The organism is Curtobacterium herbarum, from assembly GCF_016907335.1.
In the GTDB taxonomy this organism is placed as follows: Bacteria; Actinomycetota; Actinomycetes; order Actinomycetales; family Microbacteriaceae; genus Curtobacterium; species Curtobacterium herbarum.
Genome location: NZ_JAFBBT010000001.1, coordinates 902,498 through 916,565 on the forward strand (window position 1 = coordinate 902,498; position 14,068 = coordinate 916,565).

13 protein-coding genes are annotated in these 14,068 nt (G+C 69.4%); 4 read left to right on the forward strand and 9 right to left on the reverse strand.

The genetic code is table 11. The features are described 5' to 3' along the window. Positions 1–107 precede the first annotated feature (107 nt). Both JOD51_RS04405 and JOD51_RS04410 read left to right on the forward strand, forming a co-directional pair. Positions 108–701 (forward strand): nucleotidyltransferase domain-containing protein, encoded by a 594-nt coding sequence (locus JOD51_RS04405; RefSeq protein ID WP_204607198.1) that lies wholly within the window; start codon positions 108–110, stop codon positions 699–701. Positions 702–721: 20 nt separating this feature from the next. Continuing rightward, complete coding sequence (locus JOD51_RS04410) at positions 722–1,111, forward strand: hypothetical protein (RefSeq protein WP_204607199.1); 390 nt, start codon at positions 722–724, stop codon at positions 1,109–1,111. Positions 1,112–1,189: 78 nt separating this feature from the next. Here the strand turns inward: JOD51_RS04410 and JOD51_RS04415 are convergent, their stop codons facing one another. Both JOD51_RS04415 and JOD51_RS04420 read right to left on the reverse strand, forming a co-directional pair. After that, the gene (locus JOD51_RS04415; protein ID WP_204607200.1) at positions 1,190–1,366 is read right to left on the reverse strand and encodes a CsbD family protein; all 177 of its coding nucleotides are present in this window, start codon (positions 1,364–1,366) and stop codon (positions 1,190–1,192) included. A 136-nt stretch (positions 1,367–1,502) separates the two neighbouring features. Continuing rightward, on the reverse strand, positions 1,503–1,901 hold the full coding sequence (locus JOD51_RS04420; protein WP_204607201.1) for a DUF3253 domain-containing protein: 399 nt from the start codon (positions 1,899–1,901) through the stop codon (positions 1,503–1,505). A gap of 92 nt (positions 1,902–1,993) precedes the next feature. On the opposite strand from JOD51_RS04420, the gene JOD51_RS04425 reads away from it, so the two are divergent. After that, complete coding sequence (locus JOD51_RS04425) at positions 1,994–3,334, forward strand: alpha-amylase family glycosyl hydrolase (RefSeq protein WP_204607202.1); 1,341 nt, start codon at positions 1,994–1,996, stop codon at positions 3,332–3,334. 111 nt (positions 3,335–3,445) lie between these two features. Here the strand turns inward: JOD51_RS04425 and mmsB are convergent, their stop codons facing one another. The 3 genes from mmsB to chvE form a co-directional block, all read right to left on the reverse strand. Next, positions 3,446–4,627, reverse strand: coding sequence for a multiple monosaccharide ABC transporter permease (gene mmsB / locus JOD51_RS04430; RefSeq protein WP_111074771.1), 1,182 nt, complete (start codon positions 4,625–4,627; stop codon positions 3,446–3,448). Next, entirely contained in the window at positions 4,614–6,164 is a 1,551-nt protein-coding gene (gene mmsA / locus JOD51_RS04435) for a multiple monosaccharide ABC transporter ATP-binding protein (protein ID WP_204607203.1), read from the reverse strand. Before mmsA ends, mmsB begins: the two co-directional genes overlap by 14 nt. Before the next feature lie 97 nt (positions 6,165–6,261). Continuing rightward, the gene (chvE, locus tag JOD51_RS04440) at positions 6,262–7,395 is read right to left on the reverse strand and encodes a multiple monosaccharide ABC transporter substrate-binding protein (protein ID WP_204607204.1); all 1,134 of its coding nucleotides are present in this window, start codon (positions 7,393–7,395) and stop codon (positions 6,262–6,264) included. Between the two features lie 185 nt (positions 7,396–7,580). On the opposite strand from chvE, the gene JOD51_RS04445 reads away from it, so the two are divergent. After that, positions 7,581–8,639, forward strand: a complete 1,059-nt coding sequence (locus JOD51_RS04445; protein WP_204607205.1) for a LacI family DNA-binding transcriptional regulator — start codon at positions 7,581–7,583, stop codon at positions 8,637–8,639. A gap of 27 nt (positions 8,640–8,666) precedes the next feature. On the opposite strand, the gene JOD51_RS04450 is transcribed toward JOD51_RS04445, so the two are convergent. The 4 genes from JOD51_RS04450 to JOD51_RS04465 all read right to left on the reverse strand — a co-directional run bounded on the left by JOD51_RS04450 (position 8,667) and on the right by JOD51_RS04465 (position 13,985). Then, positions 8,667–9,620 (reverse strand): carbohydrate ABC transporter permease, encoded by a 954-nt coding sequence (locus JOD51_RS04450; protein WP_204607206.1) that lies wholly within the window; start codon positions 9,618–9,620, stop codon positions 8,667–8,669. A 4-nt stretch (positions 9,621–9,624) separates the two neighbouring features. Beyond that, complete coding sequence (locus JOD51_RS04455; protein WP_204607207.1) at positions 9,625–10,596, reverse strand: carbohydrate ABC transporter permease; 972 nt, start codon at positions 10,594–10,596, stop codon at positions 9,625–9,627. A 76-nt stretch (positions 10,597–10,672) separates the two neighbouring features. Next, positions 10,673–11,980 carry an ABC transporter substrate-binding protein gene (locus JOD51_RS04460; RefSeq protein WP_204607208.1) on the reverse strand — a complete coding sequence of 436 codons (1,308 nt, stop codon included), beginning with the start codon at positions 11,978–11,980 and terminating at the stop codon, positions 10,673–10,675. 4 nt (positions 11,981–11,984) lie between these two features. After that, a complete protein-coding gene (locus JOD51_RS04465; protein WP_204607209.1) occupies positions 11,985–13,985 on the reverse strand; it encodes a glycoside hydrolase family 127 protein in 2,001 nt (666 codons plus the stop codon). Positions 13,986–14,068 lie beyond the last annotated feature (83 nt).

Consider the following 14,068-nt stretch of genomic DNA (forward strand, 5'->3'; position numbering starts at 1 on the left):
GCTGCCGTTGACGGGGAGATGCACGCGAGCAGAAGCAGTCCGAGGTGGCCGTCGCGTTGTGTACGCGATCTGTGTACAGATGTACCGATCAGCTGTACACTCACAGGATGCAACTCGCTGCTCCCCTCGCCACTCTCGTCGGCCCGACACAGGCTGACGCGCTCCGCGTCCTCGCCCGGACCGACACGGCGATGACCGGGCGTCAGGTGGCTCGCGTCGCCGGTGCCGCACAGCACACGGGGATCAAGCGCGCCCTCGACAAACTCGAGCACTCCGGGTTGGTGCACGTCGAGCGTGGTCTGCAGCACTCCGCGTACCAGGTCAACCGGGAACACCTGCTGTGGCCAGCGGTCGAGCTCGTGCTCGGTGCTCGCGCCGAGCTCGAGCGCCGCATCCACGACTTCGTCGCGACAGCCGAGGTCGACGTGCTGTCGGTGTCGATCTTCGGATCGCTCGCCCGGGGGACGGCTACCGACGAATCGGACGTCGACCTGCTGGTGGTGTTCGCGGCCGAGACCGACGTCGACGTGGTCGTTCGCCTGGGCGATCTCGTGCAGCGCTGGACGGGCAACGCGTGCCAGGTCTTCGACGTCACGCGTGCCGACCTGGAACGGTTCGCCGCCGAGGGGGACCCGCTCGTGGGCTCATGGCGAGCCGACGCGCACACCGTGTACGGGTCCGACATCCGTACTCTCGTCTGATGCCGCCTCGGACACGAGCGATGGACGCGTCCGCAGTCCGGATGCGGCGCGACGAGGCCGAGGCCTACTACGAGGTGGCCGTACTGTGTGCTGGATCACCGTCGCATGCGGACTGGAAGGCTGCCGGCTCGAACGCGGTCCTCGGCGGAATCGCGGCAGCAGACGCGATCTGCGGGGCTGTCCTCGGTCAGCACCACGTCGGTGATGACCATGCGCAGGCGCGACGCCTGCTCGACGTCGCGTGCTCACCGGACAGACAACCGGGCAACCACCTCAAGCGTCTGACAGACGAGAAGACGAACTTCCAGTACTCGTCCTCCCGGGTGACGCGCGAGCAGACGAATCGCCTCGTCCTGGCGCTCGAGCGGCTGGTCGTCACGATGCGGCAGAAGACCGATACGATCCGCTGACCGAACCGCGGTACGGGCCCAGGAACCACGAACGCCCGCACCGCGAGCGGTACGGGCGTCACGAGGTGGTGCCGACGGTCACTTGTCGTCGGCGGCGTCCTTGGCCTTCTCGGTCTCCATGCGGGCCTCGCCCATGCCCTGGTCCTTGTGACCCTGGGCGGTGAGTTCGGCGTCGTCGGTGTGCTTGCCGACGGTCTCCTCGGCCTTGCCGACGATCTTCTGGGTTGCGTCCTTGGCCTTGTCTGCGAGCGACATGGTGTTCCTTCCTGCGGGGATCCGCCGAGGGTCCCCGGCGCGTGCTGCCGACGCTAACCCCGTCCGTCGTGCCGCTCACGGCTGGGCCGAGGGCGGTGTACCCCGGAATCGCTGACGGGCGGTCCAGGAGGGCCACTCAGCGCGGACGGCGGATGCGGATCGGCCCCTTCGCGGTCGACGGATCGACGACGTTGCCGCTCTGGGTGATCTCGACTTCGCCCCGGGCGACCATGCGTCGGGCAGCGCGTCGAGCGGGTTCCATCAGGTCGCGCCAGTCGTCGCCGCCGATCGCGCGCGCGGCGTCCGAGGGGCAGATGCTCGAGGTCGCGGCTCGGGCGTCGAGCAGCTCGTCGATGGTGCGCTCGAGCGTCCGGTCGGCGTCGTCGAGCTTGTGCCGGCGGCAGGCGTCGGAGCACCACTTCGCGTCCGCGCTCGCCGAGTCCGGCATCCGACGACCGCACGACGCGCAGGTCCGCTCGGCGTGTGCGGCATCGAGTCGGCGTGCGTCGTCCTCGGTGCGGATGGCTCGTCCCATGCGTCCATGATCGTCCTCGCCACCGACGCGCTTCCAGGCTGGTGGTACCCCGATCGGCGCTCCCGACCAGGGCCGGCTGGCAGCATGCAGGGATGGACCACGACGTCGACCGAACTCCCGAGCCCGCCTGGGTCGAGCACGTGATGTGGTGGCACGTCTACCCGCTCGGTTTCGTCGGTGCGGAGATCCGCCCGACGAGCGGCCGTCACGGCACTGTCGAGCACCGTCTCGGACACCTGGAGGCCTGGCTCGACCACGTCGTCGACCTCGGCCTCAACGGCCTGCTGCTCGGCCCGGTGTTCGCGAGCTCGACGCACGGCTACGACACCGTCGACCACTTCCGGATCGACCCCCGCCTGGGCGACGACGACGACTTCGACCGCCTGGTCACCGCCGCCCACGACCGGGGTATCCGGGTCCTGCTCGACGGCGTCTTCAACCACGTCGGCCGCGAGCACCCCGCGTTCCGCGCACTCGCCGAGCAGGGCCCGGACGCCGAGACCGCTCCGCTGTTCGCCGTCGACTGGGACGGCTGGCAGCCCGGACAGCCGGTCCCCGTCGGGTCGTTCGAGGGGCACGACATCCTGGTGGCGCTCGACCACACCTCGACCGCGACCGAGGACCTGGTCGTCCAGGTCATGACGCACTGGCTCGAGCGCGGCATCGACGGGTGGCGACTCGACGCGGCCTACGCGGTCCCGCAGGCGTTCTGGGCGCGGGTCCTGCCCCGCGTCCGCGAGCGGTTCCCCGACGCCTGGTTCTCCGGCGAGGTCATCCACGGCGACACCGCGCAGATCGTCCGCGAGTCGACGATGGACTCCACCACCCAGTACGAACTGTGGCAGGGGATCTGGCACGGCATCGCCGACCGCAACTGCTACGAGCTCGCGCACGCGATCGAGCGGCACGACGAACTGCTCACCACCTTCGCCCCGAGCACCTTCGTCGGCAACCACGACGTCACCCGGATCGCCTCCGCCGTGGGGGAGGGGGTCGTCGGCCACGCCATCGCGGTGCTGTTCACGGTCGCCGGCACACCGTCGGTCTACGCCGGCGACGAGTTCGCCTGGACCGGTGTGAAGGAGGACCGCGAGGGCGGCGACGACGCCGTCCGTCCGACCTTCCCAGCCGCACCGCCCGCGGTCTCCGGCACGGCGGCGGACGTCCTGCACGCCCACCAGGCGCTCGTCGCCCTCCGCCGTCGGCACCCGTGGCTGCACCGCGCCCACACCGACGTGGTGCACCTCGACAACACGGCGCTCGTCCTCCGCACCGCGACCGACCGGGAGGCCGTGGTCACCGCCCTGAACCTCTCGCCTGAGCCGGTGGTCCTGCCCGCAGCCGACGCGACGCGGGTCGAGGCGGGCGCGGGTGACCTGCGCGACGGGACCCTGCGCCTCCCGGCCGCCGGCTGGGCCGTCCTGACCCGCTGACCGCGGACGCGGACGCAAGCGCAGACGCAAACGAGACTCGGGCTGAGCGACGTTCCGCGCATCAGATGATGCGCGTCCTGTCACTCAGCCCGAGTCTCGGCTGCGGTGGTACTACTTCCGGCTGCTGGCCGCGCGGCGCTTGTTGAAGACGTCGAACGCGACGGCTGCGAGGAGCACCAGGCCCTTGATGAGCTGCTGGTACTCGGTGCCGACACCGAGGATCGACATGCCGTTGTTCAGGATGCCGATGATCAGACCACCGACGATCGCGCCCGGCACCGTACCGATGCCACCGGTGACGGCAGCGCCACCGATGAAGACGGCCGCGATGGCGTCGAGCTCGAACCCGTTGCCCGCGCTCGGCGAGGCCAGGTTGAGCTGACCGGTGAAGACCACGCCGGCCAGGGCCGCGATGACGCCCATGTTCACGAAGAGCAGGAACGTGACCCGCTTCGTCTTGACGCCGGACAGCTGCGCGGCGAGCGGGTTGCCGCCGATCGCGTAGATGTGACGGCCGAACACCGAGCTGCGCATGACCATCGAGTACACGATGACCAGGACGCCGAGGATGACCAGCACGATCGGGGTGCCGTTGTAGCTGGCGAGCAGCACCGCGACGAACATGACGAGCGCGATGGTGAAGACGAGCTTGGTGATGAACCAGGCGAACGGCTCGTCCTCGAGCTGGTACTTGCGACGGGTGGCACGACCACGGAACGCCGTGATGACCAGGATCACCGAGGCGGCGAGACCGAGGATCATCGTGAGCGGCTCGTAGCCCGAGGTGCCGAAGGCCGGCAGGAAGCCCGAGCCCAGGGAGCGGAAGCCCTCCGGGAACGGCGAGATCTGCTGGTTCTGCAGGGCGATCTGGGCGGCACCGCGGAAGGCGAGCATGCCCGCCAGTGTGACGATGAAGGCCGGGATCCCGAAGTAGGCGATCCAGAAGCCCTGCCAGGCACCGACGAGGGCGCCGAGGACCAGGCAGAGGACGACCGCGATCGGCCACGGGATGTGCCACTGGGTGATCATGACGCCGGCCATCGCACCGGTGAAGGCGACGACGGACCCGACGGACAGGTCGATGTGGCCGGCGATGATCACCATCACCATGCCGATCGCGAGGATCAGGATGTAGCTGTTCTGCACCACCAGGTTCGAGACGTTGATCGGCGCGAGGGTGATCCCGCCGGTCGTCGCCTGGAAGAAGATCACGATGACGATCAGCGCGATGAACAGGCCGATCTGTCGGAGCTGCCCGGTGAGGTAGCTGGCGGCGGACTTAAGCGCGTTCATTGACTGGGGTCTCCCGTTCCTGGGTCATGTACTGCATGAGGGTCTCGGGCGTCGCCTCGGAGCGGGGGACGTCCGCCGTGATGCGACCCTCGGAGAGCGTGTAGATGCGGTCGCAGATGCCGAGCAGTTCGGGGAGTTCGGAGGAGATCACGATGATCCCCTTCCCCTGGTCGGCGAGCGCGTTGATGATCGTGTAGATCTCGTACTTCGCGCCGACGTCGATGCCGCGGGTGGGCTCGTCGAGGATGAGCACGTCCGGGTCGGCGTACATCCACTTCGACAGGACGACCTTCTGCTGGTTGCCGCCCGAGAGCTTGCCCGTGACGGCGTTCACCGTCGGGGCCTTGATGTTCATGTTCTTCAGGAAGCCACGCGCGACGGTGGTCTCCTCGGAGCTGTTGACGAAGCCCCAGTTGGCGAGCTTGCCGAGTGCGGAGCCCGACACGTTGCGCTTGATGTCGTCGATCAGGTTGAGGCCGTAGCGCTTGCGGTCCTCGGTGGCGTAGGCGATGCCGTTGTCGATCGCCGCCGACACGGTGTTCGTCTTGATCGGGACGCCGCGCTTGTAGACGGTGCCGCTGATGCCGGTGCCGTACGAGTGCCCGAAGACGCTCATCGCGAGTTCGGTGCGTCCGGCGCCCATCAGCCCGGCGATGCCGACGATCTCACCGGCGCGGACCATGAGGTTCGCGTCGTGGATGATCTGACGTGAGGCGTCGAGCGGGTGGTGGACGTTCCAGTCCTCGATGCGGAGGAGCTCTTCGCCGACCTTCGACTCGTGCTCCGGGTAGCGGCTCGACAGGTCGCGACCGACCATGCCGCGGATGATGCGGTCCTCGGAGATCTCGTCGGCGTGCATGTCGAGCGTCTCGATCGTCTGGCCGTCGCGGATGATCGTGACCTTGTCCGCGATCGCCTTGATCTCGTTCAGCTTGTGGCTGATGATGATCGCCGTCATGCCCTCGGCCTGCAGCGACTTGATGAGCTCGAGCAGGTGCGCGGAGTCGTCGTCGTTCAGTGCCGCGGTCGGCTCGTCGAGGATGAGGAGCTTGACCTTCTTCGACAGGGCCTTGGCGATCTCGACGAGCTGCTGCTTGCCGACGCCGATGTCCACGATCTTGGTGATCGGGTTGTCCTTGAGACCGACGCGCTTGAGCAGTTCCGCCGCGGCGAGGTTCGTCTTGTTCCAGTCGATGAAGCCGGCCTTGGACTGCTCGTTGCCGAGGAAGATGTTCTCGGCGATCGACAGGAACGGGCTCAGGGCGAGTTCCTGGTGGATGATGACGACGCCGGCTTCCTCGGAGTCGTTGATGTTCGAGAACCTGACCTGCTGGCCCTCGAAGAGGATCTCGCCGTCGAAGGTGCCGGCCGGGTAGACGCCCGACAGCACCTTCATCAGCGTCGACTTGCCCGCGCCGTTCTCGCCGCAGATCGCGTGTACCTGGCCGCGTTCGACCTCGATGGAGACGCCCTGCAGCGCCTTCACACCGGGGAACGTCTTGGTGATGTCGCGCATCTCGAGGATGGTGTCCGCCACGTCGACCGCCTTTTCTGTGGGTGGTGAGTTCAAGGCAGACGGGAGGCGCGGTGCGGCTCAGCACCGCGCCTCCCGTCCGGGGATGGTCCGGACGGACCTACTGGAGGTCGGATTCCTTGTAGTAGCCGGAGTCGACGAGGACCTTCTTGTAGTTGTCCTTCGTGACGACCGTCGGCTGGAACAGGTAGGTCGGGACGACCTTGACCTTGTTGTCGTAGCTCTTGGTGTCGTTGACCTCGGGCTTCTTGCCGGTCAGCAGGTCGTCGGCCATCTTCACGGACTCGGTCGCGAGCTTGCGCGTGTCCTTGTAGATGGTCGAGTACTGCTGGTCGTCGATGATCGACTTGACCGACGCGGCCTCGGCGTCCTGACCCGTGATGGTCGGGAGCGGACGGCTGCTGGTGCCGTAGCCGGCGCCCTGCAGTGCCGAGATGATGCCGATCGACATGCCGTCGTACGGGGAGAGCACGCCGTTCAGCACGGTGCCGCCCGAGTAGGACTTCGCGACGAGGTTCTGCATGCGGGCCTTGGCGGTCGCCGGGTCCCACTGCTGCGTGGCGGCCTGCGTGAAGCCGTCCTGGCCGGAGCCGATCTTGATGGTGCCGTCCTCGATGTACGGCTTGAGGGTCTTCATCGCGCCGTTGAAGAAGAACGTGGCGTTGTTGTCGTCGGGCGAGCCGGCGAACACCTCGATGTTGAACGGACCCTTCTTGCCGGTCTTCTTGCCGTCCGCGTCGAGCACACCCAGCCCGGTGAGGAGCGAGGTGGCCTGGTCGACGCCGACCTTCTCGTTGTCGAACGAGACGTAGTAGTCGACGTTCTTCGAGCCGGTGAGCAGGCGGTCGTAGGAGATCACCTTGATGCCGGCCTTGGCGGCGGCGTCGAGCTGGTCGGACAGCGAACCACCGTCGATGGACGCGACGATGAGGACCTTCGCGCCCTTCGTGATCATGTTGCTGACCTGCTGGACCTGCTGCGGGATCTTGTTGTCTGCGTACTCGAGGTCGACCTTGTAGCCCTTCTTCTCGAGGTCGCTCTTGACGGCGTTGCCGTCCTTGATCCAGCGCTCCGACACCTTCGTGGGCATCGCGACGCCGACGAGGGCGCCCTTGTTGTCGGTGCTGCTGCCACCGTCGCCGGTCGCGGAACGACCACCGCCGCCAGAGCAGGCGGCCAGGGAGAGAGCGAGGCCGAGGGCTGCGACGCCCGCGACGATCCTGCGCTTCTTCATCGAAGTACCTCTGTTCCTCTCGCGTCGACATCGACGCGTTCAGGTGCGGGGCTGCTGTGTCCCGCTGGGGATGTGATGCTCCAAGTGAGCGCTCACATCATGTGGTCTCCGCCGAGCGGTGTCAACTCGTCGACACCGGATCGGGATGTCGTGTCCCCGAACTGGCGGCACGGTACGGTGACCGGATGACGACGACCGCGACGCCGAACGGCAGGGGACGCAAGGCCCCGACGATCTTCGACGTCGCCGAACGCGCGGGGGTCTCCCACCAGACCGTGTCCCGCGTGATCAACGGGGACCCGACCGTCCGGGACCAGTTCCGGACGAAGGTCACCGACGCCGTCACCGCCCTCGGCTACCGGCCCCGCGCCGCCGCCCGGGCACTCGCCGGCGGACGGAGCCGGGCACTCGGACTCGTCAGCGCGGGCGATGCGCTCTACGGACCGTCGAGTACCGCGATCGGGTTCGAGCGCGCGGCCCGGACAGCCGGGTACCACGTGCTCCTCTCGACGCTGCCGGACGACCCGAAGCCCGCCGACCTGTCCGAGGCGCTGTCGACACTGCTGGCGCAGGACGTCGCCGCGGTGGTCCTCGTCGCCGCCGACAACCGGGTGCTCGACGCCCTGGCGTCACTGACCCTGCCGGTGACGGTGCCCGTCGTCGTCGCGAACGCCGTGCAGCGTGACGCGCTGCCGACCGACCTGGTCGTGCCGGGGAGCGGTGGTGCGACGATCTCCGCGGTCGCCATCGACCAGGCGGCCGGCGCGACCATGGCGCTGCAGCACCTGTTCGACCGCGGGCACCGGCGGATCGTGCACATCGCCGGGCCGTCGGTCTCGCAGGAGGCCGAGGTGCGCCGTGCGACCTACGACCGGACGATGCGCGACCGCGGCCTGACCCCGGTCGTGTTCGAGGGCGACTGGACCCCGGCGAGCGGCTTCGCGGCCGGTCGGGCGATGGACGTGGCCTCGGTCGACGCCGTGTTCGCCGGGAACGACCAGATGGCGCTCGGCGTCCTGCACGCCTTCGTGGAAGAGGGGCTGCGGGTGCCGGACGACGTCGCGGTGATCGGCTTCGACGACGTCCCGGAGGCGGCGCACTTCACGCCGCCGCTGACCACCGTCCGCCAGGACTTCCAGGCGATGGGGGAGCGGGTGCTCGCCTCGGCGCGGGCGCTGCTCGAGGGCGGCCAGCACGACGACGCCCTGCTGCAGCCGGAGCTGGTGGTCCGGCGCAGCACGTAGGCGGCGTCGGACCAGCGGCTCCGGCGGTCAGCCCTTCAGCGCGCCGGACGACAACCCGGCGACGTAGAACCGCTGCAGTCCGACGTAGAGCGCGATGCACGGGAGCATCGCGACGACCGACCCGGCGACTAGGTTGCCGTAGGACACCTGCCCGTACGCCCCGGTCTGCAGGTTGAGCAGGGCGACCGGCAGCGTGTACAGCGAGTCCTTCGTCAGGAAGGTCAGTGCTCCGAGGAACTCCGTCCACGACGCCAGGAACGCGTACAGCGCCGCGGTCGCCGCCCCGGGCAGGAGCAGCGGGCGGAGCACGGAGACGACGACCCGGAAGCGCGAAGCCCCGTCGACGAAGGCCGAGTCCTCGAGCTCGGTCGGGATCGACTGGAAGGCGTTCCGCATCACGAACACCCCGAACGGCAGGTTCACCGTCGTGTAGAACAACACGAGCCCGAGCAGCGAGTTCGTGAGCTTCATCGCGTTGAGCTCGAGGTACAGCGGCGTCAGGATCGCCTGGAACGGCACCATCATCGTCAGCAGCACCAGCCCGAAGACGACACCGGACCCACGGAACCGGAAGCGCGCGAACCCGTACCCGGCCATCGTCGCGATCACCGCGGTGAGCACCGCCGTGGCGATCGACACGATGAGCGAGTTCACGACACCGGTCAGCAGGTGCGACGACGACGAGAACACGGCGGCGAAGTTCTGCCACCCGAGCTGGAAGAACGTCGCCGGGTCAGGTGCCTCGGTGATGACGGCCTCGGACTGGAACGCCCGCAGGATCGACCAGAGCAGCGGGACGCCGAACACCAGCGCGGACCCGATGCCGGCGATCGCGTAGAGGGTGCGCTTGACGGTGGTGTCCCGCGGGTGCTGGACGCTGCCCTGCTGATGGCGGCGGCGATGCCCGTCGTCGGTGGTGGTCAGGGTCCGGGTGGACAGGTCCGGCGCCCCGAGGCCCGAACGCGAGGTCGTGGTGCTCATGGCGTCAGTCCTTCTCTCGCAGTGCCCAGAACTGGACCACCGTCACGGCGGCGATCACCACGACGAGGGCGATCGACTGGGCGGTCGCGGCCCCGAGCTGCAGGTTCACGAACCCGCGGTTGTAGATCGCGTTGACGATCGTGGTGGTCTCGGTCCCCGGCCCGCCCTGGGTCAGGATGTAGAACTGGTTGAAGGCCAGCAGCGACCCGATGACCGAGATGATGACGCTCAGCGCGATGGTCGAGCGGATCATCGGGATGGTGATCAGCCGTTCGGTCTGCCACCAGGACGCGCCCTCGAGCTGCGCGGACTCGTACACCTCGTCGGGGACGCCCTGCATCGCCGACATGAGCAGCACCATGGTCAGCCCGGACACCGCCCAGACCACGAGCACGCAGATGAGCACCGTCGCCAGCGGACCGTTGACGAGCCACGCGGTGCTGCCGTCGGTGATCCCGAGCCAGCGGAGCACCAGGTTCACGGCGCCCGAGTTCGGCTGCGCCTCGAGCACGAGCATGAACGACAGCGTGGTCAGCCCGACCACGTACGGCAGGAAGAACACCGTCCGCAGCACGGTGCTGCCGCGGCGGCGGGCCCGGACGAGCACGGCCAGGAAGTAGCCGAGCGCCAGGATCGGCAGCGTCACGATCGCGGTGTAGAGCAGCGTGTACAGGATCGCGTGCACGAACGTCGGGTCTTGGAACAGCGTCAGGTAGTTCTGCAGCCCGATGAACCGGTACGACCCGATGAGCGGCCAGTTCGTGAACGAGATGTACAGCGCGAACACGAGCGGGACGAGGACGAAGACCGCGACGAACAGGATCGCCGGCGCGACGAGCACGGCGCCGGTCCGAGGCGGGTGGATGAGCGAGTTGCGGGGCCGAGCCGGGCCGCGACCGGGGCCGGGGCCCCGGCCCACGGTCGGGCGGCCGACGCCGGTCCGGCCGGTGGAGCGCCGGGTGGAGATGGTCGACATGCGTGCACCTCTCTGTGCATCAACGAGCGCGAGACGAGCGGGACGAGCGGGACGGGCAGGACGAGCAGGACGACGCTCAGGCCTGGACCTGGTCGAGGATCCGCTGGTAGTCGGACTGCGCCGTCCGCATGGCGGCAGCGCTCCCCGAGCCGAACACGGCCTCCCGGAACATCGCGAAGTACGGCGACGACGGCTGGTTGTTGAGCAGGTTGTAGGCGAGCGTCCGCGGCGCGTAGCCCCTCTCGAAGGAGTCGAGCGGCCCGGAGGCCAGCGGGAACCGCTTCCGGTACTCCGGCGTCGCGGCGTCGGACCGCGTCGGGAAGTACCCGCCGTCCGGCAGTGCCTGCTGCTGCCGGAGCCCGGTGGCGTACTGCATGAACGCCCAGCCCCCGGACGGGTTCGTGGCACCGTTCGGGATGCACATGTTGTCGCCGCCGTCGAAGAACGACCGCTTGCCGTCCCACGACGGGATGAGCACCGTCTGCATCTTCGCCCGCATCGCCTTCGTCGCGGCGGGCACCGTCGCCCCGTACGAGGTGGGGAAGATCCCGACCTTGCCGGCCCGGAAGTCCGCGCCCCACGTGGTGCCGGCGTCGGAGTACGTGGCCTTCGACAGCACCCCGTCCTTCCAGAGCTGGCGGTAGAACTCGAGCATCCGTTCCAGGGCCTCGTTGCCGGTGATGTTCGCCCGCTGCGAGCCGACCTCGCCGGACATCATGTCGACCCCGGTCGCCCACACGTGCGGCTGCGTGACGAAGCCGATGATGCCGGCGGCGTTGCCGGCGATCGACCAGCCGTACACGTCGTCGCCGGTCTTCCGGATCGCCTTGGCCGCGTCGAGCAGCGTGGACAGGTCCTTCGTCGACTCCTGGACGTCGAGCCCCGCCCGCTCGAACAGCTCGGTGTTCACGAACAGCTGCGAGTTGTCCGCCAGGTACGGCAGCCCGTAGTACCGGCCGCGGAACTCGAGCAGGCGCAGGTGCCCGGGCGAGATCGCATCGACGTAGTCGAGGTCCCGCACCACGTCGGTCAGGTCGGCGAACGCGTCGCGGAAGATGAACAGCTGCGAGTTGATGTCGTCGATGTCGACGACGTCCGGCGGTGTCCCGCCACGGATCGCGGTCGCGAGCTTCGTCACGTACTGCGCGTCCGGCACCGGGGTGAGCTGGACCTGCAGCTCCGGGTTCTGGCGGTTGAAGCCGGCGACGGCCGCGGTCAGACCGGCCTGGGTCGCGGACCGGCACCAGACCTGCACGGTGCCGGTCGCGCCCTTGCCGAAGACCGCGGGCTTCGCGACGACCTTCGGCAGGGTGCCGGAGCAGCCGGCGAGTGCGAGGGCTGCCGCGCCGGCGACGCCGCCGACGAGGAACGACCTGCGGTCCACGACGTCACCGGGCCAGCGGGAGCCAGACGCGCATCGGCGCGGCTCCCCGGTTCGCCCACGCGTAGTACGGGACGGCGGTCGCGGTGACGTCGCGAGCTCCCGGGAGGCCCGTGGTCGCGTCCGACGCACCGGCCACGTCGTCGACGCTGGTCGCGTCGCCTGCGCGATCCGCCCCTCCCGGCCCGTCCAGCCGCCGGTACGGCCACGCCGGCTGCACGTGCTCGGCCGGCGCGCGCCCCGGGATCCGCAGCGTGACGACGCCGTCGAGCAGCTCGTCCCGGTGGTCCTCGGTGATCGGCGCCGCCGGGTCCACCGTCAGGTCGTCGACCGTGAAGCCCTGCTGGTCAGCCTGCTCGACCGCGTAGACGAGCGGGCCGCGCTCGATGGCGACCTGCCCGCGGGCGGCGTCGATGCGCGCGTCGGCGACGTACCGGTGCGGCGTCGTGTCGAAGACGAGCTCGACGGTGTCGCCGGCCGACCACTCGCGGTCGATGACGTGGAGCGTGCCGGCCGCCGGACTCGCCGGGCCGTCCGGACCCGTGACGGTCGTGGTGTCCGACCACGCCGGGATCCGGAGTCCGAGGGCGAGCGGTCCGTCCTCGGTGACCGTGACGCGCACCCGGCCGTCGTGCGGGTACCCGGTCGCCACGTCGACCGGCCCGAGCGAGGCGGTCGCGTACTGGTGGACCTGCAGCCCGCCGTCGGTCGCGGTCGCCAGGTAGCCGTCGAGACTGGCGAAGGTGCGCATGATGTTCGGCGGGCAGCAGGCGCAGTCGAACCAGCCCCGACGGCCGTGCGCGGGGGAGCGGTTCTCGTCCTGGTGGGCGTGGTCGCGCTGCTGCAGCGGGTTGACGTAGAAGTACTCGGTGCCGCCGAGGCTCACGCCCGCGAGGAACGCGTTGTACAGCAGACGCTCGATCGCGTCGGCGTAGACGGGCTTGCCGGTCGCGAGCAGCAGACGCCAGGCCCACTGCACCCCGCCGATGGCCGCGCAGGTCTCGGCGTACCCCCGGTCGGTCGGCAGCTCGTACGGGTCGCCGAACGCCTCCCAGTCCCAGCGGGCGCCGAGGCCGCCGGTGATGAACGCCTTCGTCGCCATCATGTCGGCGAACTGCCGCTCGCTCGCGGCGAGGAGCTCGGTGTCGCCGGTCTCGATCGCGACGTCCACCGCGCCGGCCGCCAGGTACACGGCCCGGACCGCGTGGCCCTCGACGGTCGTGGCCTGCCGGGTCGGGACCCGGTCGGAGAAGTACGTCGGTTCGCCGCCGGCACGCTCGATGATGCCGTGCCCACGGGCGTCGACGAACCAGTGCGCCAGGTCGAGGTAGGCGCGGGTGCCGGTCTCGCGGTACAGCTCGACCAGGCCCATCTCGACGACGGGGTGGCCGTCGACGTCGCGGGTCTTCGGCGTGCCGTCCGGTGCGGTGCCGTCGCCGAACGTGCGGACCAGGTGGTCGGCGTTCCGGATCGCGACCTCGAGCAGCGCGTCGTCCCCGGTCGCACGGTGCTGGGCCACGGCCGCCTGGTACAGGTGCCCGGCGCAGTACATCTCGTGGCTCCACTTGAGGTCCGTGTACCGCTCGCCCTTCCCCCGGACCTGCTGCACGGAGTCCAGGTAGCCGTCATCGGCCTGCGCCTGCGCGTACAGGGCGGTGACCTCGCGCTGCAGCTCGAGCAGGTCGTCGGCGGGCGCGCGGCCGTACTCCCACGCCACCGCCTCGAGCCACTTCGTCACGTCGGAGTCCATGAAGACCGGGCCGGTGGCCTCGCCCTCCTCGAGTCCGGCGGCGATGCGGAGGTTGCGGAAGTTGCCGGCGGCCTCGAGCAGGGCGTGGGCGCCGCGCACGGCGTCGCGGCCGTTGCGCTCCTGCCGGAGCGCCCAGAAGCCGCCGGTGATCCGGGCGTCCCCCGTCGGCAACGGCCGGAGCGTGAGGTGCGCATCGGCGGTCGGGAGGACCGGGGTCGCGGTGTGCGCGCCGCGGTCGGTCGCGAGCGTGGTGGTCATGTCGCCTCCTTGCGATGTGACTGGTGCCGTCCCGGACTGCATCGTCCCGGTTCGGAAAACGCTTTCTGCGGTGGACGTTACGA